The 26758-nt window shown below is 68.8% G+C and carries 26 protein-coding genes and 1 tRNA gene; 7 read left to right on the forward strand and 20 right to left on the reverse strand.

All coding sequences use genetic code 11. The features are described 5' to 3' along the window. Positions 1–54: 54 nt before the first annotated feature. Complete coding sequence (locus Q9R33_RS02380; protein WP_311292737.1) at positions 55–1254, forward strand: saccharopine dehydrogenase NADP-binding domain-containing protein; 1200 nt, start codon at positions 55–57, stop codon at positions 1252–1254. A gap of 92 nt (positions 1255–1346) precedes the next feature. On the opposite strand, the gene Q9R33_RS02385 is transcribed toward Q9R33_RS02380, so the two are convergent. After that, positions 1347–2264, reverse strand: a complete 918-nt coding sequence (locus Q9R33_RS02385; RefSeq protein ID WP_311292738.1) for a DMT family transporter — start codon at positions 2262–2264, stop codon at positions 1347–1349. Positions 2265–2360: 96 nt separating this feature from the next. Between Q9R33_RS02385 and Q9R33_RS02390 the strand changes: the two genes are divergently transcribed. Further along, entirely contained in the window at positions 2361–2546 is a 186-nt protein-coding gene (locus tag Q9R33_RS02390) for a hypothetical protein (protein ID WP_311292739.1), read from the forward strand. Positions 2547–2585: 39 nt separating this feature from the next. On the opposite strand, the gene Q9R33_RS02395 is transcribed toward Q9R33_RS02390, so the two are convergent. Further along, the gene (locus Q9R33_RS02395; RefSeq protein WP_311292740.1) at positions 2586–3224 is read right to left on the reverse strand and encodes a Rid family hydrolase; all 639 of its coding nucleotides are present in this window, start codon (positions 3222–3224) and stop codon (positions 2586–2588) included. Positions 3225–3531: 307 nt separating this feature from the next. On the opposite strand from Q9R33_RS02395, the gene Q9R33_RS02400 reads away from it, so the two are divergent. After that, a complete protein-coding gene (locus tag Q9R33_RS02400; protein WP_056370933.1) occupies positions 3532–5139 on the forward strand; it encodes an FAD-dependent oxidoreductase in 1608 nt (535 codons plus the stop codon). Positions 5140–5221: 82 nt separating this feature from the next. Here the strand turns inward: Q9R33_RS02400 and Q9R33_RS02405 are convergent, their stop codons facing one another. Further along, the gene (locus Q9R33_RS02405; protein WP_311292741.1) at positions 5222–6211 is read right to left on the reverse strand and encodes an NADP-dependent oxidoreductase; all 990 of its coding nucleotides are present in this window, start codon (positions 6209–6211) and stop codon (positions 5222–5224) included. A 165-nt stretch (positions 6212–6376) separates the two neighbouring features. Here Q9R33_RS02405 and Q9R33_RS02410 point away from each other — a divergent pair, with 165 nt between their 5' ends. Beyond that, positions 6377–6784, forward strand: coding sequence for a DUF4383 domain-containing protein (locus Q9R33_RS02410; RefSeq protein ID WP_056370937.1), 408 nt, complete (start codon positions 6377–6379; stop codon positions 6782–6784). Then, positions 6781–7314 (forward strand): hypothetical protein, encoded by a 534-nt coding sequence (locus tag Q9R33_RS02415; protein ID WP_311292742.1) that lies wholly within the window; start codon positions 6781–6783, stop codon positions 7312–7314. The genes Q9R33_RS02410 and Q9R33_RS02415 overlap by 4 nt, the downstream gene beginning before the upstream one ends. A 90-nt stretch (positions 7315–7404) precedes the next feature. On the opposite strand, the gene Q9R33_RS02420 is transcribed toward Q9R33_RS02415, so the two are convergent. From Q9R33_RS02420 to Q9R33_RS02440, 5 genes are all read right to left on the reverse strand, one after another. Then, a complete protein-coding gene (locus Q9R33_RS02420; protein WP_310247396.1) occupies positions 7405–7995 on the reverse strand; it encodes a fasciclin domain-containing protein in 591 nt (196 codons plus the stop codon). A 170-nt stretch (positions 7996–8165) separates the two neighbouring features. Further along, the gene (locus Q9R33_RS02425; protein WP_311292743.1) at positions 8166–8948 is read right to left on the reverse strand and encodes an anti-sigma factor; all 783 of its coding nucleotides are present in this window, start codon (positions 8946–8948) and stop codon (positions 8166–8168) included. Further along, a complete protein-coding gene (locus Q9R33_RS02430) occupies positions 8935–9486 on the reverse strand; it encodes a sigma-70 family RNA polymerase sigma factor (RefSeq protein ID WP_311292744.1) in 552 nt (183 codons plus the stop codon). Before Q9R33_RS02430 ends, Q9R33_RS02425 begins: the two co-directional genes overlap by 14 nt. Positions 9487–9523: 37 nt before the next feature. Then, a complete protein-coding gene (locus Q9R33_RS02435; protein ID WP_311292745.1) occupies positions 9524–10165 on the reverse strand; it encodes a class F sortase in 642 nt (213 codons plus the stop codon). Positions 10166–10176: 11 nt separating this feature from the next. After that, positions 10177–11001: a DUF4397 domain-containing protein gene (locus Q9R33_RS02440; RefSeq protein ID WP_311292746.1), complete on the reverse strand. Its 825-nt coding sequence runs from the start codon at positions 10999–11001 to the stop codon at positions 10177–10179. Between the two features lie 188 nt (positions 11002–11189). Between Q9R33_RS02440 and Q9R33_RS02445 the strand changes: the two genes are divergently transcribed. Beyond that, positions 11190–11265 (forward strand) — tRNA-Met (locus Q9R33_RS02445). Positions 11266–11452: 187 nt separating this feature from the next. On the opposite strand, the gene Q9R33_RS02450 is transcribed toward Q9R33_RS02445, so the two are convergent. From Q9R33_RS02450 to Q9R33_RS02490, 9 genes are all read right to left on the reverse strand, one after another. Then, on the reverse strand, positions 11453–12946 hold the full coding sequence (locus Q9R33_RS02450; RefSeq protein WP_311292747.1) for a glycoside hydrolase family 32 protein: 1494 nt from the start codon (positions 12944–12946) through the stop codon (positions 11453–11455). Beyond that, positions 12943–13977, reverse strand: a complete 1035-nt coding sequence (locus Q9R33_RS02455) for an ABC transporter ATP-binding protein (protein ID WP_056370983.1) — start codon at positions 13975–13977, stop codon at positions 12943–12945. Before Q9R33_RS02455 ends, Q9R33_RS02450 begins: the two co-directional genes overlap by 4 nt. Next, complete coding sequence (locus Q9R33_RS02460) at positions 13974–14891, reverse strand: ABC transporter ATP-binding protein (RefSeq protein WP_056370987.1); 918 nt, start codon at positions 14889–14891, stop codon at positions 13974–13976. The genes Q9R33_RS02455 and Q9R33_RS02460 overlap by 4 nt, the downstream gene beginning before the upstream one ends. Further along, positions 14888–15871 carry an ABC transporter permease gene (locus Q9R33_RS02465; protein ID WP_056371583.1) on the reverse strand — a complete coding sequence of 328 codons (984 nt, stop codon included), beginning with the start codon at positions 15869–15871 and terminating at the stop codon, positions 14888–14890. The genes Q9R33_RS02460 and Q9R33_RS02465 overlap by 4 nt, the downstream gene beginning before the upstream one ends. Before the next feature lie 41 nt (positions 15872–15912). Continuing rightward, positions 15913–16890, reverse strand: coding sequence for an ABC transporter permease (locus Q9R33_RS02470; protein WP_311292748.1), 978 nt, complete (start codon positions 16888–16890; stop codon positions 15913–15915). 67 nt (positions 16891–16957) lie between these two features. Beyond that, on the reverse strand, positions 16958–18625 hold the full coding sequence (locus tag Q9R33_RS02475; RefSeq protein ID WP_311292749.1) for an ABC transporter substrate-binding protein: 1668 nt from the start codon (positions 18623–18625) through the stop codon (positions 16958–16960). Between the two features lie 64 nt (positions 18626–18689). Continuing rightward, the gene (locus tag Q9R33_RS02480) at positions 18690–19706 is read right to left on the reverse strand and encodes a LacI family DNA-binding transcriptional regulator (RefSeq protein WP_311292750.1); all 1017 of its coding nucleotides are present in this window, start codon (positions 19704–19706) and stop codon (positions 18690–18692) included. A 163-nt stretch (positions 19707–19869) separates the two neighbouring features. Beyond that, positions 19870–20769 (reverse strand): homocysteine S-methyltransferase, encoded by a 900-nt coding sequence (mmuM, locus tag Q9R33_RS02485; RefSeq protein ID WP_311292751.1) that lies wholly within the window; start codon positions 20767–20769, stop codon positions 19870–19872. Further along, on the reverse strand, positions 20766–22037 hold the full coding sequence (locus Q9R33_RS02490; RefSeq protein WP_311292752.1) for an aminotransferase class V-fold PLP-dependent enzyme: 1272 nt from the start codon (positions 22035–22037) through the stop codon (positions 20766–20768). Before Q9R33_RS02490 ends, mmuM begins: the two co-directional genes overlap by 4 nt. A gap of 121 nt (positions 22038–22158) precedes the next feature. On the opposite strand from Q9R33_RS02490, the gene Q9R33_RS02495 reads away from it, so the two are divergent. Continuing rightward, a complete protein-coding gene (locus tag Q9R33_RS02495) occupies positions 22159–22602 on the forward strand; it encodes an Lrp/AsnC family transcriptional regulator (protein WP_056371586.1) in 444 nt (147 codons plus the stop codon). Positions 22603–22633: 31 nt separating this feature from the next. On the opposite strand, the gene Q9R33_RS02500 is transcribed toward Q9R33_RS02495, so the two are convergent. The 3 genes from Q9R33_RS02500 to Q9R33_RS02510 are packed head-to-tail and all read right to left on the reverse strand — an operon-like array spanning position 22634 to position 26474. Next, the gene (locus Q9R33_RS02500; RefSeq protein WP_311292753.1) at positions 22634–24013 is read right to left on the reverse strand and encodes an aspartate ammonia-lyase; all 1380 of its coding nucleotides are present in this window, start codon (positions 24011–24013) and stop codon (positions 22634–22636) included. Beyond that, positions 24010–25422, reverse strand: a complete 1413-nt coding sequence (locus Q9R33_RS02505) for an aldehyde dehydrogenase family protein (RefSeq protein WP_311292754.1) — start codon at positions 25420–25422, stop codon at positions 24010–24012. Before Q9R33_RS02505 ends, Q9R33_RS02500 begins: the two co-directional genes overlap by 4 nt. Next, positions 25419–26474: a homoserine dehydrogenase gene (locus Q9R33_RS02510; RefSeq protein ID WP_056370997.1), complete on the reverse strand. Its 1056-nt coding sequence runs from the start codon at positions 26472–26474 to the stop codon at positions 25419–25421. Before Q9R33_RS02510 ends, Q9R33_RS02505 begins: the two co-directional genes overlap by 4 nt. Between the last annotated feature and the right edge of the window lie 284 nt (positions 26475–26758).

The raw sequence follows: 26758 nt of genomic DNA on the forward strand, positions 1-26758 counted from the left end.
GGGCCAACGAGCAACCCCGTGTCGCATCGACTCCACCGCGCCTACGCTCCGAGCATGGGCACGAATGACCGCGACCACGACATCGTCCTGCTCGGCGCCTCGGGTTTCGTCGGCAGATACACCGCGCGGCACCTGGCACGATCCGCCCCCGAGAGCGTGCGGATCGCCCTCGCCGGCCGCTCCATCCGACGCCTCGAGGAGGTCGCGCGCGAACTCGGCGTCGACTGGCCGATCATCGAGGTCGACACCTCGGACGATGCCGCCGTCGGCCGGGTCGCAGCATCCACTTCCGTCATCGCCACGACCGTCGGCCCCTACCTGCGCTACGGCGCCGGCGTGGCCTCGGCCTGCGCGAGCGCGGGCACGTCGTACGCCGATCTGTCGGGCGAGAGCATCTTCGTCGCGCGGAGCATCGAGCGCAATCACGCCGTCGCCGAGACCACCGGCGCCAGGATCGTGCACTCGTGCGGGTTCGACTCGATCCCGTCCGACCTCGGCCTCGGGCTCGCCCACACCGCCGCCGGCGGTGTGGCCATCGTCGCGGCGACCCTGAAGGTGCGGTCGCTGCGCGGCGGCATCAGCGGCGGCACGATCGACTCGCTCCGCCAGCAGCTGAAGGAGGCGAAGACGGATGCCTCGACCCGCCGCCTCCTCGCGAACCCCTACGCGCTCACGCCCGGGCCGTCGGTGCGTCTGCCCGGCCATGCCGGCAATGGCTGGGGCAAGGTGCGCGGAACCTGGCAGGCGCCGTTCGTCATGGGCTCGTACAACCAGCAGATCGTGCAGCGCAGCAACTACCTGACGGGGTGGAGCTACGGCCAGCTGATGCAGTACCGGGAGGTGGTGGCGACCGGGCGCGGCCCTGCCGGACTCGCGCGCGCCATGGGGATCGTTCTCGGGACGGCGGGTCTCGTGGGTGCGCTGGCGTTTCCGCCGACGCGCGCCGTCGTCGACCGGGTGCTGCCGTCTCCAGGCAGCGGACCCAGCGCTGAGGCGATCGAGCACGGTCGCTTCGTCCTCGATGTCGACGTGTACCCGGTCGAGGGCCAGCCGGTGCGCACGCGGGTCGCCGCGCCGTACGATCCCGGCTATGGCGGCACCGGCGTGATGCTCGCCGAGTCCGCGCTGAGCCTCGCGCTCGACGACCTCCCCGACCGCGCGGGCGTTCTGACCCCGATGGTCGCGATGGGTGAGCACTTGGCCGAACGGCTCCGCGCCAACGGCTTCGCCCTGACTGCAGGAGCGTTGCACTGACGCCCCCACGCCCCCCGGTCGTTGAGCGAGCGAAGCGAGTCGAAACGCCCCCGAACGACGAGCAACCTCGGCCCGCAGCATCCGTTCGTGACTCAGCCTCCGAGCGGTGCGTCGCTCGCGCTCCGCTGCTGCGCCCGGGCGAGATCGATCACGCCCCACACCGCCACCGCGCCGGCGGCCGCCAGCACGAGCAGCGACCAGAACGGCGCTCCGGTCGCCTCGCCGAGGATGGTGATGCCGAGCACGACGGCCACGAAGGGATCGATGACGGTGAGCCCGCCGACGACGACTTCCGGGGAATTGACGGTGTGGGCCCGCTGCACCAGGTAGATGGAGAGGCCGCCCGAGATCGCGATGCCGATCAGGCACGCCAGGGTCAGCAGGTTCGAGGAGTCGAAGCTGTAATCCTGCTCGGTGATGACCGTCTGCACCCGCAGGATCACCGTCTTGCCCAGCGTCGCGACGAAGCCCGAGAACACGCCGGCGGCGATGACGATCAGCACGGCGGGTCCGCGGCGTCCGCGCTGAACGAGGGCCATGATGATCGCGACGCAGAGCACGACGGCGAGCGCGAGCAGGATGGCGATGAGCTGGCTGTCGTGGATCGTGCGCTGGGTGCTCACCAGTGCGGCGACAGTGACGAACCCCGCCACCCCGATGACGCTCGTCGCGATGGCACGCATCTCTGTGCCGGAGGGCTTCGTGTGCGTCGCACGCGCTGTGAGCAGCGAAGCGAAGACGAGTGCGACGACCCCGACCGGCTGCACCACGATGAGCGGAGCGAACGTGAGGCTCGCCAGCTGGAGCAGGATCGCTCCCCCGATCAGCAGCGCACCGATCACCCACGGGCCGTTGCGCAGCAGGGCGAAGAACTGCTTGGCGCCGAAGGATCCGGTGGCGGCGCTGCGCACCCCGCGCGCCTGCATCATGTTGCCCAGCGCCAGCGCGGCGGCCGAGGCGACGGCCAGGACGATGCCCAGCACGGGGAACGACGCGATCGTCGACGGCACCGGTCCCCCTCTCCGCAGTGCTCTCACGCTACACAGAGAGGTCGTCGGTGAGCGGCTCTGCTGGCGACGATCCAGTCGCCCAACCTCGTGAGTGCCGTGGGCGACGCGGTCGTCCTGGCCGCCGCGACCGCGACCTTACCGACCGTGCCGGGCGACGCGTTCGAGCTCTTCGCTCAGCTGCGGAAAGCTCGCGATCACCGTGCGCCAGAGCAGCGCCGCATCCACGCGGTCCTAGTGACGGACCGCGAAGTCGCGATTGCGGGCCGCCTGCCGGAGAACTGACCGAGCTCGGCGGCCCTTCGGCGAATGCACGCCGTGCGTTCACTCGGAATAGACGGCGTCGACCTCCACTTCGACCAGCCATCCGTTCACGGGCAGGTTCTCGACCTCGATCGTGAACCGGGACGGACGCGCAGGGTTCACGACCTTCGGCGCACCGGCCGCGGTGCCCAGCTGAACCTGCAGGGGCTGCCCGGTGGACAGGTTCGTGTTCGCGAAGAACTGACGGTAGCCGCGGTTCCAGCCGGCGAAGTCCGCCGCCTGCTCGCCGGCGGGGTTCTGGAGGAACACGCGCATCGAGGTCACGTCCTCATACGACAGGCCCGCCTTCTTCAGGTTCTCGCCGATCCTCATCAGGACGTTGATCGACTGCGCCTCGGTGATCGTGACACCCGCGGGCAGCACACCGCCAGGGAACACGTCAGCAGGGATGTAGCGGGCCTCGGCCGACACTCCGGGAGCGGTGTTGAGAGCGGAGGGCCCGAGACCCGAGGACTTGTACCACGCGACATTCTTGCCGATCGCCACGCCGTCGGCGATCGACGGAGTCTCACCGGTGACGAAGGTGAAGGCCTCCGTCGGCTTCGGGCTGAACAGCCCGTCGGCGGCCACCGCAGTGCTGGGGACGGCGATCCCCGCGGTGATGGCCACTGCGAGTACGAGCTTGGTGCGGGTCTTCATGGGGGTCGTCTCCTCGGGTTTCCAGGCAAGGAACCAGCCGTGCCGGCGCCTGCGTCATGGCGCTGAAGCCTCGCATTCACTTGTTTCCCGTGGATGTCATCGGAAAGTCCCCAAGGTGACACGAAGTGAGAAATTCGAGCGGCGTGGTGACATGCCGGAACCAGCGGCGTTTACATCGCGGCAACGCGAGGAAATGGCCGCGATTCACCGGAGTGACATATTGCCCACGGGTGCACATGAAGCGCTGATCATGCCTCGCAGGGCGGCTGTCGTCGCGGGGCGGTGCGCGAGATCGAGAGGGCAATACGTGGAAACTCTGAAAACGGCCGGCGTCTCCCGCCGCAGCTTTCTGCACGCCGTGGGTGCAGGCTCCAGCGCCGGCGTGCTCTTGGCGACGATGGGAGCGCTCGGCCTCGCGCCGACCGAGGCCCAGGCCGCCCAGATGGCGTGGACGCCGCCCAGCGGAAGCGATTTCTCCCTGACGGGGCGCTCTTCGAAGAAGGTCGTCATCGTGGGCGGCGGCCCTGCGGGCCTCGCCTCCGCGTACGAACTCCAGAAGGCGGGCTACAAGGTCACGGTTCTCGAGGCGCGCCACCGTGCGGGTGGGCGGACCCTCACCCTGCGGCCGGGCGACAAAGAGACCGACCTCGACGGCAATACGCAGACGGCGAACTGGGACAACGGCATCTACATGAATGCCGGCGCGGGACGCATCGCGCAGTGGATGGTCACCATGGACTACATCCGCGAGCTCGGCGTGCCTTTCGAGGTCTTCACCAACGCGAACGCCGACGCCTACCTCTACAACGAGAACTCCGGCTCGACTCCGGGAAATCCGACCCGCTACCGCACGGCCAAGGCCGACTGGTTCGGCTACACCTCCGAGCTCCTCCGGCATGCCACCGATCAGGGTGCACTCGACCAGAAGATCACGGCGGCCGACAAGGAGCGGCTGCGTGACTTCCTCACCCGCTGGGGCTCTCTCCAGGCTGACGGCACCTACAAAGGCGGTTCCAACCGCGGCTACTCCGTCTACCCTTCGGCCTGGAACGAGCACGGGACTCCCCTGCCCGGCCCTGGCACGATCTCGGAGGTTCTCGGCACGAGGATGGGCAACTACTTCCCGTTCGAGATCAACTGGGAGCAGGCGATGCTGATGTTCCAGCCGAAGGGAGGCATGGACTCGATCTACGACTACTTCGTCAAGGCGATAGGCAAGCAGAACGTGCTCCTCCAGTCCCCGGTCAGCGGCATCGAGAACACGGCGTCCGGGGTGTCTGTGACGTACCAGCCGCCGAACGGCCCGGCGCGGGTCATCGACGCGGACTTCGCGATCGTGAGCGCGCCGGCGCACCTCATGCGCAAGTGGAAGTCGAACTGGGGATCCGAGATCGACTCTGCGCTCGGCGAGTTCTCGGCCGCGTCGCCGGCGGGCAAGATCGGCCTGCAGTACCGCTCGCGGTGGTGGGAGAACGACCACCGCATCTACGGCGGGATCACCGAGACGGACATGGACCTGCAGCACGTCTGGTACCCGTCGTACGGATACGGCGAGAAGAAGGGTCTCGTCGTCGGCTACTACAACACCGGCAACGCCGCTCGCACCTACGCGACGCTGAGCCCACGCGACCGCGAGGCCCGTGCGGTGGCGCAGGGTGTGAAGATCCACGGGGAGAAGTACCGCACCGAGCTCGAGCAGTCCTTCTCGATCGCGTGGCACAGAGTGCCCTACATCGAGGGGGCGTGGGCGTTCCCCAACACGAGCTCCGCGGGCTTCAAGAAGCTCCAGACCGGCGCCGGCAACGTGTACTTCGCGGGTGACTGGATGTCGGAGATCTCCGCTTGGCAGCACGGCGCATTCTGGTCGGCGCGCTACGCGGTGCAGGCTCTTCACGCCCGAGTCATGGCGGGCTGAGCCCACCCCTCGCGCGGGCGGACTCAGGCGGTCCTGAGATCGTCTGAGTCCCCCGCTCGGTCGGCGCCATGAGGAGCCCGCGTCAGGGCATCCGCTCGAACACCTCCCGGGCTCGCAGTGTGCGCGCCCGCGTGACCGGACGGGTGGCCAGCACGATCTTCCCGCGCGCATGCAGCTTGGCCAGGTCGTCGAAGGCGTCCACGATGTCCTCGATGGGGTACAGGCCCGAGACGAGGAGGCGGAACGCGCCTGCGCCGGCGAGGTCCACCACGCGCTGCAGCACCTGCGTCGCATGCGAGACGGACTCGGCGTCGTCGCGGAGCAGCCGCAGCTCGATCTGGCGCCTGTCGGCGCTCGAGCGATAGCGCTCGGGAGGAACATCGAGGGCCTCCGCGACCTCCCGCCCGTCCTTGCCGAAGTTGTCGATGTACGCGGTGACCGGTGCGCCCGCGGCACGCCGGATCCGCTCCGCCATCCCCTCGCCGTACCTCACAGGCGTGATGCCCAGCTGCCGCAGGTAGTCGAAGTTGCGCTCCCCGCACGTGCCGATCACCCGGGCGCCGCGGTACTTCGCCACCTGCGCCTCGATGCTGCCGACACCTCCCGCCGCTGCGGAGATGACGACGGTGTCCGAGGGGCCGATCCGAAGGTCGTCGAGGGTCTCCAAGGCGGTGGCCCCAGCGAGGAACAGACCACCGGCGACCTCCCACTCGATCGCGCCGTGCTTGGCCACGAGCTGGTCTGCAGGCACGACGATGTGGCTCGCGTGAGCGCCGGTGCGGGTGTGTCCGACGACGTCGGCGCCGACCCGGTACGTGGTCACGCCCGGGCCGCAGCCACGGACGATCCCCGCGAAGTCGCTGCCGGACGACCGCGGCCACGGGTCGTCGTGCCAGGTGTCCTCCTTGCCGTTGCGCAGGAAGGCGTCCATATGGTTGATCGCCGTCGAGATCACCTCGACCAGCACCTCGCCCGGCCCCGGAGCCGGCATCGGGTACTGATGACGCTTGAGCACGTCTGCGTCCCCGTAGTGGGTGTAGCGGTAAGTGAATGCCTCCGTCGGTGCTCGCATCGCGATCCCCTCCTGCCGATCCCGTGAGGCTCGTCATCGAGCCTCGAGGATGTATTCCGGCGGATGGGCGGTCATGGATGCAGCCGCAGCATCCCATCCGATTCCGCACCCGCCCCGAAGACCTTTCACAGCGCGGCAGATCGCCGCGGGAAAGAGAGGTCTCTCATGGGCTCGTCACCGAACCGCATCGTCGCCACGGTCTTCGGCGCCGTCTACCTCCTCGTCGGGCTTCTCGGGTTCTTCGTCACCGGTCCCATCAGCTTCATCGCGACCGAGGGTGGGCTGCTCCTGGGGATCTTCGAGGTCAACCCGCTGCACAACGTCGCGCACCTGCTCATCGGAGCGGCGCTGCTGATCGCCGGTATCGCCGGTGCGCGCCCCGCCAAGATCGTGAACGTCACGGTCGGCGCCGCGTACCTGCTGCTGGGTGTCGTGGGCTTCTTCCTCGTCGGCACGCCGGCGAACATCCTCGCGCTCAACGCGCCCGACCACTTCCTGCACCTCGCGAGCGCCATCGTGCTGCTCGGCGTCGGCCTGGCCGCCGAGCGGACATCGCGCGTCGCGACCGCATGATCGCGGCGACGGGGGAACCCACGGCGGAGCGCGTCAGCCGCGCGCCGTCGTGGGTGCCGGTCGCCGCGTGGGGGTTCGGGCTCGTCGCGGTCGCGCTCGGCGCGGCCGCGATCGTGGCGGTGCAGGCCGACGCGCTGTCCCGGGTCCTCGGAGGACTCTCGGTCGGGGTGGGACTGGGGGCACTCGGATGGGGTGCAGCGGGCCTCTGGCTCGACCGCACCCCGCTCCCTCGAGTGGCCGTCTCCGGACTCTTCGTCGGCATGGGCGTCGCCGTTGCGCTGCTCGCGACCGCGCCGGGGCGCGCGAGCATCCTCGCGGTGGCCCTCCTGCTGGCGCTCGGCGTCGCCGCCGCCTGCGGGATCGTGCGAGGGACGAGGCATCCGTCCCCGCGGTCGAGCCTGTGGGGCTTGGTCGCTGCGGCGGCGCTGGTCACCGTCGTGGTGGTGCCCGCGCTCGGCGCCTGCCAGGGCGCGGCACTCCTGAACGTCGACGGCACCGTGCTTCCCGTCATCAGCCACGAGGGACATTGAACGGATGCCGCGTCGCAGCCGGTCTCGGCGGCGCGACCGTGGTGGCCTCCCCTGCGTCGATCGAGGTCCACCACGGCCCGCCGTCCGCCGTCAGGAGGCCGGAACGAGAACGCGATCGATCGTGTGGATCACGCCGTTGGTCGCGGGGATGTTGATCGCCCAGAACACCAGCCGCGGGTCGCTGAGGGCAGGAGTCTCATCGCGCAGGTTGATTCCGCGGGGGTTGACGACGCCGCCGTTGGCCATGGTGAGAGACCGCGCCGTCAGGACCTTCACCGGGCCGAGCTTCTCACCCGCGACGACGTGGTACAGCAGGATGTTCGAGATCTGCTCGGTGGTGAACGTCGACGTGATGGCGGCCAGCGCGTCAGCCTCGCTGGCCGGCGCCGTGCCCGTGAGGTCGGTCACGAGGCGCAGGAACGCGCGGTCGTTCGGCGCGAACACCGTGTAGGTCTGGCTCGTATCGGCGAGCGCGCCGTTGAGGCCCGTGGCCAGCACCGCTTGAACGAGGATGTCGTAGTCCCACGGGTTGGCGTCGGGGGCGCCACCGCCGGACGCGGCGACGGCGACATCCACGATCGTGCCGGCGGGGGCGGAGCCGCCGTGAGCCTGCGCGGGCGTGGACGTGAACACGAGAGCCAGGGCGGCGACCGCCGCAACGGCCAGGCGAGACTTCTTCATGGTTCCGATCTCCTTCGATGCGATTCCCGGCACCGTCCGAACGAAGGGTGCCGTAGAGGTATTCGCCCGAAGACTCGGCTACGGATGCAGCGGCCGGAAGTTTCGCTCCGGATTCGCGCGCGCACCCACGGCGCGCACCCCACCCCGGCGCCCCGCCGAGGGGCACCGGGTCAGCTGAACTCGAGCGGCCCGCGCACGATCGAGTCGCCGGAGTGGGTGGGATCTCCATCGAGGGGCTCCTGCGAGACATCGACGAGCACGTATTCGCGCAGATCGACGTCGGCCGGAACCACGAACGTCCCCTTCTTCCCGTCGAGCTCGCCGAGACTCACCAGTGCCGAGGCGTCCGCGGTGATCAGCCAGACCTCGCGGAACCCGTCGCTCTCGTCGAAGTCCTCGACGTTCACGGTCAGCGTGCGCTCCCCGTCCGAGAGCTCGATCACCTGCGCGGTGCCGGCGGCGCCGGGGTGATCGGGGAACGCGGCCAGGGTCGCCGACGCGATCTCGACCGACTGCGGCGCCCTGACGAAGCTCCATACGCCCACGATCGCCAGGACGGCGGCGATGCTCGCCGCCAGGGCGAACAGCATCCGTCCGCCTCGCCGTACGCGGCGCTTCGGCTGTTCGTCTGCGAGGGATGGCGCGCCCGCGGGCGCAGAGGCCGCCGGCGGCGGGGCGGCAGGCGGCGCGGAGGCGGCAGGAGCGGCGACGCCCGCATCGGATGCCGCCGACTGCTGCGACCGGACCTCATCGAGGATGCGGTCCCACACCCGCTCGGGCGGCGTCTCGAGCTCGCCCAGGGTCACGGTGGACCGGCCGACCGCCACGGTGTGCTCGAGTTCGGCCAGCTCGATCGAGCAGACGTCGCACGTCGCGAGGTGCTCCTGCTCGGCATCCGTCAGCGTTTCGCCGACCGCGACCAGCGCAAGACGCTCGGGGTCAAGGTGTGACATGAGACACCTCCAATCGGTCACGCAGGCGGGTGAGACTTCGGCGGATGTGACTCTTCACGGTACCCAGCGGCATGTCGAGGCGAGTCGCGATCTGCTGGTGGGTGAGGTCGTCGTAGAACGCCAGCCGCACCACGCGCTGCGCATCGGGCTCGAGGCGGTCGATCTCGTCGGCGAGCAGCATCCGGTCTCCGAGATCGATCTCGGACGACAGCGGCTCATCGGTGACGGCGAAGCGCTGCAGCTTCTCCTGCAGCTCACGCACGCGGCGGCGCGCATCGAGGGTGTCGGCGATGCGGCGCCGGGTGATCGTGACGAGCCACGTCGAGAGCCGACCCTTGGCCGGGTCGTACGAGGCCCGCGAGGTCCATGCCGAGACGAAGGTCTTCTGCGCCACGTCCTCGGCATCCCCCCTGTCGCCGAGCACCCGCAGCGCGAGTGTGAACACGATCGGCGACCATCGTCGGTAGATCTGCTCGAGGGCGCGCTCGTCACCGGCGGCGAAACGGCCGCACAGCTCGCGCTCTTCCTCGTCGTCCACGCTGGTTCCCCTCGTCTCGTCCGGCGCCATCGCCGGCTCACGTGATCGGGGTCGCGATTGCGACCACGTTATCCGCGTAACGGCCCGTGCGGGAGTCGAATTCGCCGCCGCACGTGATCAGCACCAGGCTGCGTGCGCCCGAGCGTGCGAACAGGTCGTCGACCGGCAGCTCGGCCTTCGGGTAGTAAGTGACGCTCTCGACGGCGTACTTGCGCATGTCGCCCGCAGCATCCGTCACCTCGACGACGTCCCCGATGGGGAGGTCGCGCAGCCGGCTGAACGGGCCGATCGGGTACGCCGGAGAATCGACGTGGGCCGAGATCACGACATTGCCGTCGGATGCCGCGGGGTCGGCGCCGAACCGGTACCACCCGCCGATCGCGGGGTCGGCCGGCAATTCCATGAAGCCTCCGGCCTCCACGCCGACCGGCACCACCGGCACGTCGACGTCGATCGAGGCGGCGACCACCCTCACCGGCGGCACGGGCCGCCGGGCCGGAGACGGGGTGGCCGCCGCGACCGGCACCTCGACGGCGGGCGTCGGGTCGGCCGTCGCCGTCGCCGTCGCCGTCGCAGAGGGTGCCGACGCCGACGGGGCGGCTCCTGGGGGCGAGCCGCACGCCGTCAGCGCGAGGACGATCGCAAGAGATGCTCCGACTCCTGCGATCGCCCTAGCCATGTTGTGACCCTTCAGCGCTGCGCCCGGCTGCGCGCGACGACGAGAGCGGACGCCGCCACCGCCGCCGCGACCGCGAGGCCGCCGATCGCCCACATCCACTGCTGGAACATGTCGCGCTGTGCGAGCTGGCCGCCCGTCCCGGAGTTCACACCGTCCGGTGCCGAGTGCAGGCCCGTGATCGTCTGCACAGCGAGCTCGAGGTTCTCGTCCTCGAGGCTGCCCCACGCGTAGGCGATCGTGAGCACGCCCTCCTGAACTTCGACAGGCGCCGGTCCGATCACGGGATCGGTGGTGCCGGCCGCGGCCACCGAAGCCTCGATCGTTCCGGCGGGCAGGTCCAGCGATGCCTCATCGGGGTTCGCGAGCCCCTGGATGACAGCCGATCCACCGGCGAGCACATCGACGGCGGGCGCAGCCGCGACGTGGCGCACGGTGAGGCGTCCCTCCCCCGCCGCCGTGGGCGACGTGTCGTTGACGTACGGAGTCACCGTCGGCGAGCCGGATGCGCCGAGGTGGGCGACCGCCGTGTAGTTCTTGCCGGCCTCGAGCGTGAGCGTGACGGGGCCGAGCACGGGCGAGCCGGCGTCGGTGGCGTCGGGTGCCGTGAGCGCGACCTCGTAGGCGCCGGCGGGCAGATCCAGCGGACCCGCCAGGTCACCCGGCTGGAAGTCGTCGAGGGTGAGCGCACCGTTGACGTAGACGTCGACGGGCGTGTCGGGGATGCCGTGCAGGACAGAGAGCACGGCGTTGCTTGCGGTGGATGCGTTCGCGGGGACGCCCACGCTGAGCGCGGCGGCAATGCCGACGGCGATCGCCGCGAGAACCTTCTTTCGCACGGTCTTCCTCCTTCTTTGAGCGGCCGGTCGCCGCGTGTATGAAGAGTTGTTCCGGCAGGAGGAGGAGTTCGGATGCAGGCGGGGCCGGATTCTTGTCAGTTGTGGAGTGGTGTCACATCTCGTCATCGCCGGACACGCTCTGACACCGACGAGCGATCCGTGCCCACGGCGATTACCGTGGGGTTCATCGCGGCGATCCGGGCGGTCCCGGGCACCGGCTCATACCCGGGTGCGTTGCGGGTTCGACTCCCGCCGTCGCGTCCAACCGTCGCATCGCAGTCGCGTCGACGAGCGCCTCGCCGATCACGAGCGCATTGCCCCCACGGAGGAAGCAGCAGTGATACTCGCCGTCGACGAAGACGGGCCGCTGGGGGTCGTTGTTCCAGCTATCGGGCACACTGAGTTGAAACTCGGCGCGTGGTCCGCCTCGTGGGCGGCCCAGGGGCGATGCTCATGGGGTGGCCGCCGCGTTCCTGGCGACCGTTCGCATGGACCAGGCGCGCAGTTGCACCGGGACGTCGTCCCCGGACAGCCGGATCCCGAGGGCGTCCGGGCGGGTCGGGTACACGCGCGCCGTCAGCGGGACTCCGCCCGCGAACACCTCGAGCGCGGAGTGGTCGACGAGGATTCGAAGGTCCAGACCGCCGTCGGCATCCACCGGCACCGTACCCGCACGCGGGCCGGCGTCGACTTCGGGGTCCAGGCTCGACCGCGAGCGGTCGAGGCTCAGCTCGGCCTGGTCGCCGCGACGCTGCAGGTGCAGGACCGTGCGCTCGGCGTCGTCGTCGGTGGCGCGCAGGGCGATCGTGACCGCCCGGTCGTCGGGGATCGTGAGTCGCAGCTCGAGGTCGAGCTCATCCCCACGGACGACCTCCACCGGCTCGGCACCCAGCACCGACGAGACGGACGCCACCTGTTCGTCACGGAGCGCGTCGACTTCGGGGGCCGGTGCCTGGTGGAGGGAACCGTCCGGCGCGGCCGTCACCACGCGCGGCAGCGACATGATGCCCGACCACCCTGCCTCAACGGCGGCCTTGTCGGGTCGTCCCTCTTGCAGCCAGCCGAAGAGGAGGCGCCTTCCCGACTCGCCCCGCATCGACTGCGGGGCATAGAAGTAGCGTCCGCCCAGATCGAGCCGATGCAGCGCGGCGGGCGTGAACCGGTCGCCCTCGTACCGACCGGACCAGTACAGCGGGTGGTGGGTGACACCCTCGTCCCATGCGGAGAACACGAGGATGTCGCGGTGGGCGGCATTCTCCTCGCCGATCCGGAACAGGTCCACGCACTCCCACATGGTGCCGGTCCAGTCGGGAGCGCCCGCATCGCCTACCGTGCTGTCGCCGACCAGCAGCGGCCCGATGTAGGTCCACTCGCGCAGGTCGGTGGATTCGTACAGGAACGCCGTTCCTCCCCGGCTCCGGATGCCTGAGCCGATCAGTTGCCGCCATGTCTCGCCTTCGCGCCATACGCAGTGGTCGCGAAATGCCGTGACGTCGATGCCGGCGGGTGTTGTTGAGATCACGGGGTTCTCGGCGACCTTCGTCCACTCGACGAGGTCGGGGGTGCCGATCGCCACGCACGGCAGCTCCCGGTCACCGTGGCGGCCGGAATACACGATCGTCGGGGTGTCGCCGTCGTACACCAGCACGCCGGACCAGCATCCGTCGACGTCGGGTCCGTCGCTCGGGGTCAGCGCGATCGGCAGATCGCGCCAGTGCACCAGGTCGGTGCTGACCGCGTGACCCCAGTGGATGCGGTGGTGCAGCGGGGCGTACGGGTTGAACTGGTAGAAGAGGTGGTACTCGCCGTTTCGCTGGGTCAGGCCGTTGGGATCGTTCAACCATCCAGCCGGGGCAGTGAAATGGTAGGCCGGACGATGAGGATCGTCGGCGGCGCGCGCGATCAGCTCTGCCGGGACGAGCGTGGAAGTGGATGTCGCGGTCATGCGGCAGGGCTTTCTTCGAGGTCGTCGGGCAGTTCCAGGGCGGTCCCGGGGGCGTCAGAGGGCGGGGCGTAGAGCCCGCACCGCACCCAGTGCTCGGGCTGCTCACCGACGCGATGGAAGACCGGCTTCGCGTCGGAGCACGGCTCGGCGGCGGTGTGGGCCAGCGCGCACTCGGTCGGCGTCAGCACCTCGCGACGGAGGCGAGCTCGCTGGACGGGGTCGAACGGCTCCGTGCGCTTGGGGTCGGGTACTGCCGAGATCAGGAGTCTCGTGTACGGGTGTTGCGGGTTCGCCAGGAGTTCCATCGCGTCTCCGCCCTCGACGAACTCGCCGGCGAACATCACGACGATGCGATCGGCGAGATACCGCGCCGACGCGAGGTCGTGCGTGATGTAGAGCATCGAGATGCCCTGCTCCTCGCAGAGCGTGCGCATGAGGTTGAGCACGCCGATCCGCACCGAGACATCGAGCATCGACGTGGGTTCGTCCGCGAGGATCAGCCGCGGGTTCACCGCGAGGGCGCGGGCGATCGCGATGCGCTGCCGCTGGCCGCCGGAGAGTTCGTGCGGGTAGCGGTCCAGCATCTCGTCCGGAAGACCGACCTTCTCCATGAGCCGCCGCTTGGCGCGTTCCAGCGCGGCACGGCCCGATGCGGCACCGTGGATGCGCAGCGGACGCTCGAGGAAGTGACCGATCCGGTGGACGGGATTCAGCGACCCGAAGGGGTCCTGGAAGATCATCTGCACCGCTGAGCGGTACTCGCGGGTCGCGCGCCGCTTGGAGGTGGCGAGGACGTCTTCGCCCTCGAAGAGGAAGGTGCCGGCCGACGGCTGCTCGAGGCGGGCGATGCAGCGCGCGAGTGTGGACTTTCCGCTGCCGGACTCGCCGACGAGCGCGACGACCTCACCGTGGGCGATGTCGAGGTCGACGCCGCCGAGGGCGCGGACCCGCTTGCGGGAGAATGCGCCGCCGATGGTGAATGTCTTCTGCAGCCCTCGTGTCGAGAGCACGGGAGTCTCGGGTGCGGTCATGAGATGGTCTCCGTGATCAGGGAGTCGTCGTCGCTGGGCGCCACCCAGTGGGTGGGCGTGATCGGTTCGAGATCGGGGATGTCGCGGAACCTCACACCTTCGCCGAGGCCCTGCAGACGGTTGCGAGGACCGGACATGGGCGGAAAGGCGTTCATGAGGGCGCGGGTGTAGGGGTGCTGCGGAGTGTCGAAGATCTCCTCGGACCGTGCGGTCTCGACGAACCGTCCCGCGTACATCACCGCCATCCGGTCGGACAGCTCGACCATCAGGGACATGTCGTGGGTGATGAACAGGATGGCGAAGCCGAGCTCACGCTGCAGGTCTTTGATCTGCGCCATGATCTCCTGCTGCACCACGACGTCGAGCGCGGTGGTGGGTTCGTCCATGATGAGCAGTGGCGGGCGGAGCGCCGTTGCCATGGCGATGACGACACGTTGCCGCATCCCGCCCGAGAGCTGGTGCGGGTACGAGCGCAGTCGGTCTCGCGGGATGCCCACGAGATCGAGCAGCTCCCCGGCGCGCGCGATCGCGGTCTTCTTCGATACGCCCTCGTGGGTGGTGAAGATGTCGACGATCTGGTCGCCGACGGTCATCACCGGGTTCAGCGAGTTCATGGCGCTCTGGAAGACCATGGCCACCTGGCGCCAGCGGAACTCGCGGAGCTGCTCGGCGTTCAGCGCCAGCACGTCGGTGCCGGCGAAGCGGATCGACCCGCCGGAGATGACGGCGGGGTCTCGCAGCAGCCGCAGGATGGCGTTCGCGATCGTCGACTTGCCGCAACCGGACTCCCCCGCGAGGCCGAACACCTCCCGCTCCGCGATCGAGAACGACACGCGATCGACGGCGCGCACGGTGCGGGCCTCGGTGACGTACTCGACGGAGAGGTCCTGGATCTCGAGCAGCGGAGCAGTCATCGCGCCGCCTCCTTCGCGGTGCGGGGGGCGACACGCGTGGGCGCGTCGGGCGTGGTGCGACGGCGCGGCCGCCGCAGGCGGGGGTTGGTCGTCTCATCGACGCCGTAGTTGACGAGCGCGAGCGCGAAGGCGACGAGGGCGATGCACACGCCGGGAGGGACGAAGACCCACCACGCCCCGGTCAGCAGGGCGCCGTCATTGCTCGCCCAATAGAGATTCGTGCCCCAGCTGACGGTGCTGATGTCGCCCAGGCCCAGGAACTCCAGGCCGGCCTGAGCGCCGATGCCGAAGATCACGCAGGCGAGGAAGGTGCTCATCACGATCGAGGCCATGTTCGGCAGCATCTCGCGGAACATGATGCGCAGTCCCCCCTCACCGGTGACCTGCGAGGCGGCGACGAAGTCCTTGCCGCGGATCGACATGGCCTGCGAACGCAGCACACGCGCCGACCCCGCCCAGCCGGTGATGACGAGCACCAGGATGACGGTGCCGAGGCCCTGCGGCAGGAACGCGGCGAGGATCACCAGCAGCGGAAGTCCAGGAAGGAGGAGGAACACGTTCGTGACGAGCGACAGCACGTTGTCGAGGGTGCGTCCGAGGTAGGCCGAGGCGAGGCCGACGAGGAGGCCGACGAACGTCGCGAGGATGCCGACCGTGAAGCCGACGAACAGCGACGAACGCGAACCCCATACGTTCAGCGCCAGCACGTCCTGCCCTTTGGCCGTCGTTCCCAGCCAGTGCGCGGCCGACGGAGGCTGCGAGCCGATGCCTTGGATGAGCGTGGGATCGCCGGGGGCGAGGATCGGCGCGAACACGGCCATCAGGACGAAGAGGATGAGGATGACCAGACCCGAGGTGGCCTTGGCATTTCCGAGGAGGCCTCGCAGGAGTCCGCCTCCGCCGCGTCGGCGCCGCGGGGGCGGTGCTGCGGTGACCTGTCCGTCCGGGCCGGGCGGGGTGCCGAGCTCCAGCTCGGCCATGGCGCGGGGATCTTGCGCGAGTGACATCACGAACCCTCCGTTCAGCTCACGCGCACGCGCGGATCGAGGCGCACGTACACGATGTCGACGAGGAAGTTGGCGATCAGCACGGCCGTGGTGATCGTGAGGAAGAGTCCCTGCATGAGCGGGTAGTCGAGGTTCTGCACCGCGGCGAGCAGGGTGTAGCCGATGCCCGGGTAGGCGAAGACGACCTCCGTGAGCAGCGCGCCGCCGACGACGAACCCCAGGGACATGCCGAATGCGGTGACCGACGGGAGGAGGGCGTTGCGGGCTGCGTACTGCATCATCACGCGGTTCGCCCGCAGACCCTTGGCTTCGGCCATCACGATGTAGTCCTCGGCGTTGGTGGCGATCATCGTGTTGCGCATGCCGAGCATCCAGCCGCCGACCGAGACGAGCACGATCGAGGTGGCGGGGAGGATCAGGTGGTACGCGACATCGCCGACGAAGGCGAGCGAGAACTCGGGCGCAGTACCCACCTCGTACGCGTGGCGCAGCGGGAACCATCCGAGCGTGACACCGAAGAGGTACAGCAGCCCCATCGCCAGCCAGAAGTAGGGGAACGAGCCGATGAAGATGAGCAGAGGCGGGACGAAGGAGTCGAGGACGCCGCCGCGGCGCCACGCGGCGAGGATCCCGAGCACGTTGCCGATGACGACGGCGATGATCAGCGACACGAAGCCGAGCAGGAATGTCCAGCCGATGACGCTGGAGATGACGTCGATGACGGGCGTCGGGAATCGCGAGATCGAGAAGCCCAGGTTGCCGGTGAAGATCTGGCCGAGGTAGCGCAGATACTGCTCCCAGAGCGGCGCGTCGCTGAGTCCGAACGACTCTCTCAGCGCTTCGATCTGGTCGGGGCGGATCTGGCCCTGCAGCCGCGCGACCATGCGCGACACGGGGTCGCCCGGCATGAAGCGGGGAAGGAAGAAGTTGAGGGTGATCGACACCCAGAACGCGACGAGATAGAACCCGAAGCGCCGCAGCATGTAGCCCATGATGTGTCTCCACGGTCGTCCTGCTGCGCCGCGCGGCGGCGGCGGCGCAGCAGGACGACGCGATGTGTCAGTCCGCGACGACCGGTTCGAGGCTGGTGAGGACCAGGACCGTCGTCCGAGCGCGCGTCGAGAGCGTCGCGTAGGGGTCGTCTTCGGTCGGCCACCCGGTGAACCGTGCGTTGCTCGCCGCCCCCCACTCGGGGCCGGGGAAGAGCGGCGCGACCGGTGCGGTGTCGGCGAACAGCGCCTGCAGCCGGCTCATGATCTCGTGCTGCGCGGCCTCGTCGGATGCCGCCGCGAACTGCGCGAGCAGCGCGTCGGCCTCCGGGTTGCCGTAGCGGTGGTAGTTGTCGAACGTCTGCTCGCCCACCGGCTTGACCGTCTCGGTCGACATCGCACCGCGGTAGAACTGGTACGGCGTGGGGGCGTTCGCGCTCCACACGATGCCGGAGTCGAACGTGCCGTTCTCGTAGCCGGCGACGACGTCGCCCCAGTCCTTCGCTGCGACGGTGACGGTCACGCCGAGTTCCGCGAGGTTCTGCGCGATGACGTTGCCGACCGACACCCAGTCGCTCGAGGTCGAGCCCACCGAGAAGTCGAACGCGAACGGTGTGCCATCGGGGAGGACGCGCTTGCCGTCTTCGCCGAGGGTGATGCCTGCCTCGTCCAGCAGTTCGCCGGCGCCCTCAAGGTCACGGGCGGTCCACGTGCACGACTCGACGACGGCCTCGTCGCGCCACGAGTCGTACGAGCCGGTCAGGCCGGTGCAGTCAGCGGGGCGCGTGTATCCCTGCATGCCGATCTCGGTGACCTGCTCGCGGTCGACCGCCATGGACAGCGCCTTGCGGACGTCCGCGTCGTCGAACGGCGCCTTGGTGGTGTTGAACTGCCAGTTGATCATCGATCCGGTCGGCGGAAACCAGAAGAACCGGTTGTCGGGGTCTTTCGCGACATAGGCCTCGTCGATGTTGGGGATGAACTGCGGAGCCCAGTCCACGTCTCCGTTCGCGGCGGCGAGGTTCGCGCCGTCGTTGCCGGAGAATGCGAGCATCCGGATGCCTTCGATCTTCTGCTTCTCGGGCTGCCAGTAGTTCGGGTTCTTGCCCAGGTCGAACGACTGCGCCTGGAAGCTGGTCACCTCGGTGTAGGGTCCAGTGCCGACGGGCTCCTCGTTGGCGAACTTGGTCGGGTCGTCGACGTCGGCCCAGACGTGGGCGGGTGCGATGACCTGCTGGCCGATGTCCAGCAGCGCGGGAGAGAACGGCTGATTGAAGTCGAACTGCACGGTGTGCGGGTCCACCGCGGTCACGGACTCGATGTAGTCGAATCCGCCGCGCACCTCGCGCTGCAGGTCGAACGACACCACGACGTCGTCGGCGACGAACGGCTCGCCGTCGGACCACTTCACGCCGTCACGCAGGTGGTAGGTGATGCCGGTGCTGTCGGGCGCGACTTCCCACTCGGTCGCCAGCCACGGCGTCGTCGAACCGTCCGCCGGGTTGTAGACGAGCATCGACTCGAAGATCGCCTGCTGCGTCATCGGGAAGTCGGGGTTCGCGAACGGATTGAAGTTGCGGTCGAACGTCCCCATGTCTTCACGGGGGATGGTCAGCAGCTGGGAGCCGTCGAGCGAGTCCGCGGACTCGCCTCCGCCGGCGCTGCAGCCGGAGAGTGCGAGTGCTGCTGTGGCCGCCATTGCGGCGGCGATCAGCACCGCTTTGCGGTGAACTGTCATGATGAGGGTGTTCCTTTCTTCTTCGTTGAAGCCGAAGGGGCTGCGCGTCGGACGGGATGTCCAGTCACACCGACGCGCGTTCTAGGAGCGGGCAGTCGACCGTCACGGTTCCCGTGCCGGTCGACTGACCCGCGATCATGGCGGCGAGGAGATCCACGCCTTGGGCGCCCATCTGTCCGAAGGGCAGTGCGACCGTCGTCAGGCCCGGCCTCAGGTACGCCGCGATGAGCTCCTGATTGTCGAACCCGATGACGGCAACGTCTTGGGGAATGCGCAGACCACGTTCCTTGATCGCGTCGTATGCGCCCATGGCCATCCGGTCATTGGCGCAGAAGATCGCGGTAGGCGGGTCGGCGAGGTCGAGCAGGGCGGATGCCGCGACATACCCGCCGTCGGCGGTCGCATGTCCGGAGATCTCCAGGCTCTCGTCGAGCGCGATCCCCGCCTCACTGAGCACTTCGTGGTAGCCGACACGACGGCCGACGGCTGCCGGGATATCGGGGTCGAGGTTCACGAACCCGATGCGCCGGTGTCCGGCTGCGAGGAGGCGCTCGGTCGCGCGGCGACCGCCGACGCGCTCATCGGGGACGATCGCGGGGTATCGTCCTTCCGCGTCGTAGCAGTTGACGAGAACGGTGGGCACTTCGCGTGCGATCTCCGGGAGCTCGACCGCCCGGTGCCACGTCGCCGCGTAGAGCAGCCCTTCCACGCGCTGCTCCAGGAGCCGCTCGATCGCGGCGGTCTCGGCATCCCGATCCGACTCCGTGGACGCGATGAGCAGGTACTTCTCGTCGGCGAACGCCCGATCCTGGGCGCCCTTGATGATGTCGACCGCGAACGGCGCCGTAACGATCTCGGTGACCAGCCCGTACCAGTCGCTGCGCTGCTGCGCGAGGGCGCGAGCCCCCGCGTTCGGCCGATATCCGAGTTCGGCAGCGGCCGCGAGTACCCGGTCCCTCGTCTCGTCCGCCAATGACACCGAGTGCCGACCATTCAGGACCAGCGACACAGCAGTACGCGATACCCCGGCGTGCAGAGCGACGTCCTTCATGGTGACTGGCCGTCGAGTCATCTTTGACATGAATGTGAATCTGCTCTCAAGAGGGGAACTAACCCGAGTTAGTTCCGTGCGGGACGAGACTAACGCGAGTTAGTCGATGGGTCAAGTGCGGAGCGACCGCACCTCACCCGACCCAGTCGGACCTCGTGATCGCACGATGGACAGAGTGCGCGTCCCTGGATCGTCAGCCCAGTGCGCGCACCATCGCGGCGATGGTCGACGGCCCGATGCGACAGCATCCACCGATGACGTGTGCGCCCGCCTCGGCCCACGCCGTCGTGAGTGCGAGGTCGAATTCCGGGTCGCCGATCCATCGGCGTGCTGCGCCGTCCCATGTCTCGCCCGAGTTGGGGTAGGCGATGGCGGGTTTGCCGCTCGCGGCGGTCGCCGCCCGCACCGCCGGCAGCACATCGTCGGGTGCGCAGCAGTTCACCCCGACTGCCACGATGCAATCATGGCCGGCGGCGAGGGCGAAGGCTTCGGCTGCCGGCCGGCCGTCGCGAAGTCGATCACCGGAGACCGTGCACGACAACCAGGCGGGGATCGCGAACTCGTCAGCGAGCTCCAGGAGCACCGAGACCTCGTCGAGGTCCGGGATCGTCTCGAAGGCGAGCATGTCAGGCCCCGCGCTCGCGAGCAGTTCCATTCGCGGGGCGTGGAAGTCGCGAAGCGCTGCGCGGCTCAACCCGTACCGGCCGCGGTACTCGGATCCGTCGGCGAGCACGGCACCGTAGGGACCCACGGATGCCGCCACCAGACGGACGACGTCGTCATCGGTCGACTCGGCGACGTCGTCGCGCACCTCGCGGGCGATCATCACGCTCCGCGTGATGAGGCCCTCCGCTTCGGTGCTCGTCATCCCCTCGCGCTCGAACCCGGCGACGCTCGCCTGATAGCTGGCGGTCGTGGCGACCTGCGCGCCTGCGTCGAAGTACGCGCGGTGTACGGCGGCCACCTCGCCCGGAGCGTCGCGCAGCAGTCGGGCAGTCCAGAGCTCGTCGGTGAGATCATGACCCCGTTCGGCGAGCGCATTGGAGAGTCCGCCGTCGAGCACGATCACGCGAGGTGCCGTCGGGTTCGTCACCTGCTCATCCTCCCCGATCGGGTCAGGGCAGAGTCTGTGGCACGAGGCTCGACGAGGCACCCCGACGACGGAAACGTCGCGTCGAGGGCCGCCTCGAGATCTGCGAGCAGGTCGGAGGTCTCCTCGATGCCGACCGAGAGACGCAGATGACCGAACGTGCGGAAGGGCAGCGGGTAGGCGGCAACGCGACCGCCCTCGGTTCCGGTGTGCACGATCAGTGAGTCGTCGTGCCCGAGAGAGAAGCCCGACGTGATGAGCCGGAGGTTGGCGACGAACCGATTCTGCGTGTCGGGATCGCCGGCCACGGCGAAGGCGATCATCCCGCCGTACCCGCGACCGCCGAATTGCCGCGTCGCCAGGTCGTGTTCGGGGTGCGACGGCAGGCCGGGGTAGTAGACGTACTCCACTCGCGGATCGCACTCCAGGAACTCCGCGACGGCGAGCGCGGATGCCAGGTGCTGCCGGAGGCGCAACGGGAGGGTCACCGAACCGCGGTGAATCTGCCAGGCGTTGAAAGGCGAGATCACTCCCCCGACATCGACCATGGCGTCGGCCTTGATCGGCTCGATGAGTTCGCGCGAGCCGATGACGGCGCCGCCCATGGCGTCGCCGTGACCGTTGATGTACTTCGTCAGGGAATGCACGACGAGATCGGCGCCGTCGGCGAGCGGGCGGTAGAAGGGCGGTGGAGTGAACGTGGAGTCCACCATGAGGATCGCGCCGGCGCCATGCGTGATCTCTGCGATCGCACCGACGTCCGCCACCTTGGTGGTGGGGTTCGCGATCGCCTCGATGCAGACGAGTCGGGTGTTGGGGCGGAAGGCGGTGCGCAGTGCGTCCAGGTCGCCGACGTCGACGAACGTCGCCTCGATGCCGTATCGATTCGGCAGGAGTTCGGTCCACAGTCTCCAGGTCGCCTCGTACGTGACGTCGCTGACGATGACGTGATCGCCGACGCGGACGTGCGTGAAGAAGACGGCGTGCAGGGCGGCGACGCCGGAGGCGAGCGCCACGGCGTCTTCGCCGCCGTCGAGAGCGGCGAGCTTGTCTTGGAGGCCGGCCTGGTTGACGCCGGTGTTCCGGGTGTACAGCCCTGGCGCGGAGGCGGACCAGCTGATGTCGCTCGGATCGTCGGGCAGCTCGTAGGAGTTCGCCATCACCAACGGCGTGCGCAGCGCCTTCGTGGAGTCGAGGCGATTGCCGCCGTGCACGGCGAGGGTGAGGTCTGACAGGGTCTCAGCCCGTCGGCGGTCCGGCCGTTGCGACATTTCGTTCCTTACTCTCCCGCGAAGAGACGTGCCATCAAGGGGAGCCATCTGTGACAGCATCCCGATCTACGGTACTGTGTGACATTGACACTTGCAATTGCCAATCACGCACGGAGGCATGATGGCCGCATCGCATCTGGACGACATCGACCAGCAGCTGCTCGCAGCCTTGACTGCGGACGCGAGGATGCCGATGGTCGCTCTGGCCGGCAAGGTGCATCTGTCGCGCAATGCGGTGCGGCAGCGCATCGAGCGCATGGAGCGCGACGGCGTCATCGCCGGCTACAGCGTCATCAGGGGAACCGCGTCGCGGCCACGCGTGACCGCGATGGTCATGGTCTATCGCGTCGACAGGATGCGGGACGATCGGGTGATCGCCGCATTGCGGGGCATCCCGGAGGTCACTCGCTGCGACGTGCTGTCGGGAGCGTACGACCTGTTCGTGACGTTGGAAGCCGACTCGATGGATCGCGTGGGTCACATCTGGGAGCAGATCGCGGCCCTTCCCGGCGTGGCCGACACCGTGACCGCGGTGTCGCTGTCGCGCGCGATCGATCGCCGGTGACGCTGCCGCCCGGTTGCCGGGCGGCAGCGCCTCAGTGCGCGAGGAGCGCTGCCGCAGCTTCTCGAGAGAGCTCCGTGTGCTGCGCCACCGCGTCGGCGATCGGGATGCCGGTGCGAAGCGCGTACTGAGCCGCGTGGGCGGCCGCCTCGTAGCCGATGGACGGCACCAGGGCCGTCACCATGCCGACGGACGAAGCGACGTAGCGCTCGAGCACGGTGTCGTTGGCTTCGATGCCCTCCACGCAGAATCGGCGCAGCGCCGAGACGCCGTTGGTCACCCAGCTCAGCGACTGCAGGAGCGAGTGCGCCATGATCGGCTCGAAGGCGTTCAGCTGCAGCTGGCCGCTTTCGGCGGCGACGCCGATCGTCACGTCGGCGCCCATGATCGCGAAAGCGATCTGGTTCATGACCTCGGGGATCACCGGGTTCACCTTGCCCGGCATGATCGACGACCCGGCTTGCCGCGCCGGCAGGCGGATCTCACCCAGCCCCGCCTGCGGACCGCTGGCGAGCAGCCGTAGGTCGTTGCTGATCTTCGACAGCTTGATCGCGCTGCGGCGGAGCACCGCGGACGACTGCAGGAAGGCACTGGCGTCCCAGCTCGCCTCGAACAGGTGCGCCGCCGGGGTCATCGGGAGTCCGGAACGCTCACGGAGCCGTTCCAGAGCGATCTCGCGATAGCCGGCCGGAGCGGTCACTCCGGTTCCCACGGCGGTCCCGCCCAGGCTGCACTCCAGCAGCAGCGGCACCGTGTCGGCGATGCGCACCACGTCTTCGCGGATGGCGACGGCGAACGCGGCGAACTCGTCGCCGAGCGTCATCGGCACGGCATCCTGCAGCTGGGTACGGCCGATCTTGACGATCGAGCCGAACGCGACGCTTCGCTCCTCGAACGCCGCAGCGAGCTCCTCCAGCGCCGGCATGAGCCGCAGCAGGCCTTTCGCCACGGCGATCTTGACCGCAGTCGGGTAGACGTCGTTGGTCGATTGGCTCCGGTTCACGTCGTCGATGGGGTGAACCAGGTCGTAGCGGCCGCGCGGCAGCCCCAGGTGCTCCAGGGCGGCGTTGGCGATCACCTCATTGGCGTTCATGTTCGTGCTGGTGCCCGCGCCGCCTTGCAGCACGTCGACACAGAACTGGTCGTGCAGCTCGCCGTCGCGCACCCTCCGGCAGGCGACGGCGATGGCGTCCGCCACGCCTGCCGGCAGCAGCCCGAGCTCGTGGTTGGCGGCGGCAGCAGCATCCTTCACCGTGACGAGCGCGTCGATGAGATCGGGATGCTGTGAGATCGGCGTGCTGCTGATCGTGAAGTTCTCGAGGGCCCGGGCCGTGTGGATGCCCCAGTACGCGGCGGCAGGCACCGCCAGCTCGCCGAGCGAATCGCGCTCGAGTCGGGTCTCGGGGCGGTTCATGTGTTGATGCAGACGACCTTGGGCTGGGTCATCTCCTCGTACGCGAATCGCACGCCTTCGCGGCCCATGCTGCCGTACTTCGAGCCCCCGAACGGCATGCTGTCCACGCGGTAGTCGGAGGAGTCGTTGATCATCACGCCGCCGGCGTCGAGCTGCTCCGACACGCGAAGCGCACGTGCGATGTCGCGGGTGAAGGTGGCAGCGTGCAGCGCGTAGTCGACATCGTTCGCCTGCGCGATCGCCTGCTCCTCGGTCTCGAACGGCGACAGCACGACCACCGGCGCGAACGCCTCGTCGGCCCACAGCTCGCACGAGAACGGCACTCCCTCGACCACGGTGGGCCAGTACACGCCCCCCTCCCGGCGGTGGCCCGCGAGCACGCGCGCGCCCGCCGTGACGGCATCCTCCACGATCCGCTCAGCGGCCTCGGCGGACGCGGTGGAGATCATCGGGCCGACATCGGTGGTGTCATCTCGCGGGTCGCCGGCCTTCAGAGCGATGGTCTGCGCCGCGAAGCGGTCGCGGAACTCCTCATACACCTCGCTCTGCACCAGGATGCGCTGCGCGCCCACGCAGTTCTGCCCGGCAGCCCAGAACGCTCCCGACACACATGCCTCGACCGCGGCGGGAATGTCGGCGTCCGAGAACACGATGACCGGAGCGTTGCCGCCCAGTTCCATCGCGAGCTTCTTCAGACCGGCGTTGCGGGCGATCGCCTCCCCTGTCGCGAACCCTCCGGTGAAAGAGACCATGCGCACCTCGCGGGCCGAGGTGAGCGCCTGCGCCAGTTCACGGTCGCCGTGCACCACGGTGATGATCTCATCGGGCAGGCCCGCGTCGATGAGCAGATCGACGAGGAACCGCGCGGTCAGCGGGGTCAGCTGCGACGGCTTGAGCACGACGGCGTTGCCGCCGGCGATGGCCGGCCCCAGCTTGTGCGCGACGAGGTTCAACGCGTCGTTGTAGGGGGTGATGGCGACGATGATGCCGAGCGGCTCGCGGGTGAACCACCCGCGGCGATTCTCGGACCCCTGGAACGCATCGAAAGGGACGACCTCTCCGGCATCGGAGCGGGCCGCGTCGGCCGACAGGGAGAGCGTCATGACCGCACGAGACACCTCCTTCCGCGCCTGCCGGACGGTCTTTCCCGCCTCACGCACGATCAGGTCGGCGGCGGTCTCGGCTCGCTCGCACAGCAGCGCAGACGCTCGCTGGAGAATCTCGTGCCGCGAGAACCGCGACAACGACCGCGACAGCTGGAATCCGGTACGAGCACGCTGCAGAATCTGCTCGAGCTGGGCCGGCCCGTTCTGCGGGACGGCACCGATCACCTCTCCGTCGAAAGGGCTCGTGACGATCAAGTCGGGGCACCCGGAGGTGATGGCCTGCGTGCCCTCCACAATGCTCACCGGCCGGCCTCGACGCGAGCCCGCTGGTGCGCGTCGATCGCGATGATGTCCGACAGCAGGGCGTAGGCGGTCTCGATGCGCCCCGCACCGGGGCCGGAGACGGTCACGGTGCCGAGCAGATCGGTGTCGAACGACACCGCGTTCGTGGGTCCGGTGACGCTGGCGAGCGGGTGCGTCAGCGGCAGCGCCACCGGCTCGACCTTGGCGGTGACCGTTCCGGCGGCGCTGCGGAACGCCGAGCCGATCAGCTTGTAACGCTTGCCCTGCGCAGCCGCGTCGATGATGTCGGCGGCCGAGACCTCGGAGATCCCCCGCCGGGTCACATCGGCCGTGGTGATGTCGGCACCGAGGAGCTCGTTGGCGAGGATCACGACCTTCAGCTGCACGTCGGAGCCTTCGATATCGGCCGTCGGATCAGCTTCCGCGTAACCGAGCGACTGAGCCTCCGCCACCGCGCCGTCCAGCGTCATGCCCGACTCCATCTGACCGAGCACGTAGTTGCTGGTGCCGTTGAGGATGCCCTCGACCGCGTTGATGCGCAGCCCCTGAAGCGTCTCGGACGCGAACCGCAGGATCGGCGTGCCGCTGACCACCGAGCCCTCGTACTGGAACGTGACGCCGTTCGCAGCCGCGAGGCGGTTCAGCTCGCGCCCGGCCAGCGCGACCGGGCCCTTGTTCGTCGTGGTGACGCTCTTCCCGCTCTCCAGCGCAGCACGCACGTGCGAGATCCCCGGCTCCCCGTCGATGGGGTTGGTGAAGGTGGCTTCGACCACGATGTCGGCCGTGCTGTTGCGGATCACGTAATCGTTCTGCGGCGCCGCCGTTCCCCCCGGCCGGCCGGCGAAGGTCTCACCGTCGCGCATGGCGAACACGTCGGCCAGGTCGATGCCCTCGGCCTGCATGAGCGATCCCAGACGGAGGTCTGTGATCGCCACGACACGCAGGGCGAAGCCGAGGTCAGCGGCGAGTTCGTCGCCACGGTCGAGGATGATCTGCGCCAGCGCACGGTTGACGCCGCCGAAGCCGATCAGCGCAATGTCATGACGGTCCACGTCGAGCTCCTTGAAAGAATCGGGAAGAGGTTCGACTCAGCATCCCCAGCGGTCGCGTCAGTCCGCGCCTGACGGATCGCTCGCACAGGATGCCGAACTGACCACCGCGGAGAAGGTCTGCCCGAATCGCCCTTGCACGCCGCTAATTCCCGCTGATGCCTTGTGCACCGACCCCCGCGCCCCGTAATCTGCCCGACACGCGCGTCGTGCATCATAGACACATGGTTGTGATGATGTAGCACGGCGACATTCCAACACCGACTCCCGACTCGAATGCGAGAAGT

Source organism: Microbacterium sp. PRC9 (assembly GCF_031844125.1).
Taxonomy (GTDB): Bacteria; Actinomycetota; Actinomycetes; order Actinomycetales; family Microbacteriaceae; genus Microbacterium.